Source organism: Clostridium sp. AF15-41 (assembly GCF_003604095.1).
Lineage (GTDB): Bacteria > Bacillota > Clostridia > Lachnospirales > Lachnospiraceae > Coprococcus.
Genome location: NZ_QTMQ01000012.1, coordinates 1 through 380, shown reverse-complemented (window position 1 = coordinate 380; position 380 = coordinate 1). Strand labels below are relative to the sequence as shown.

Sequence of the window (380 nt, the reverse complement as noted above, 5' to 3'; positions counted from 1 at the left end):
TCATCCAATTTTCGTAATGCTTCAGAAAACATGGTAACAACCTCCTCCGGGTGATACAGATATTCTGACATATCCATGCAGATAGTCTCCATCCATGGATAGTCGGATATCAGTGCTGCAAGGTCATCCATGGTAGTTGCCGTCAACAGGGATAACCATGCGTTAAGTTCGTTGATATCTTTAGAATACTTACTTTTTCGGAAGACGTCAAGGGCAACGACATAGTATTCCTGTAGAAGACGAAGGTCGATCCCGGTATCAAATGCTGCTTTTCCGTGATGCAGATAAATGTCAGCCAGGTCGGCAGTTTTACATTCTTTCGGGCTGTTTTCAAACATTACGATCGTATAAACGGTTTTCAGATCCTGATAGGTGAATGT

1 pseudogene is annotated in these 380 nt (G+C 42.6%); it reads right to left on the bottom strand.

Annotated features, from left to right (window positions below):
• Positions 1-380: pseudogene (locus tag DWW43_RS12195) on the bottom strand (hypothetical protein); the annotation flags it as partial.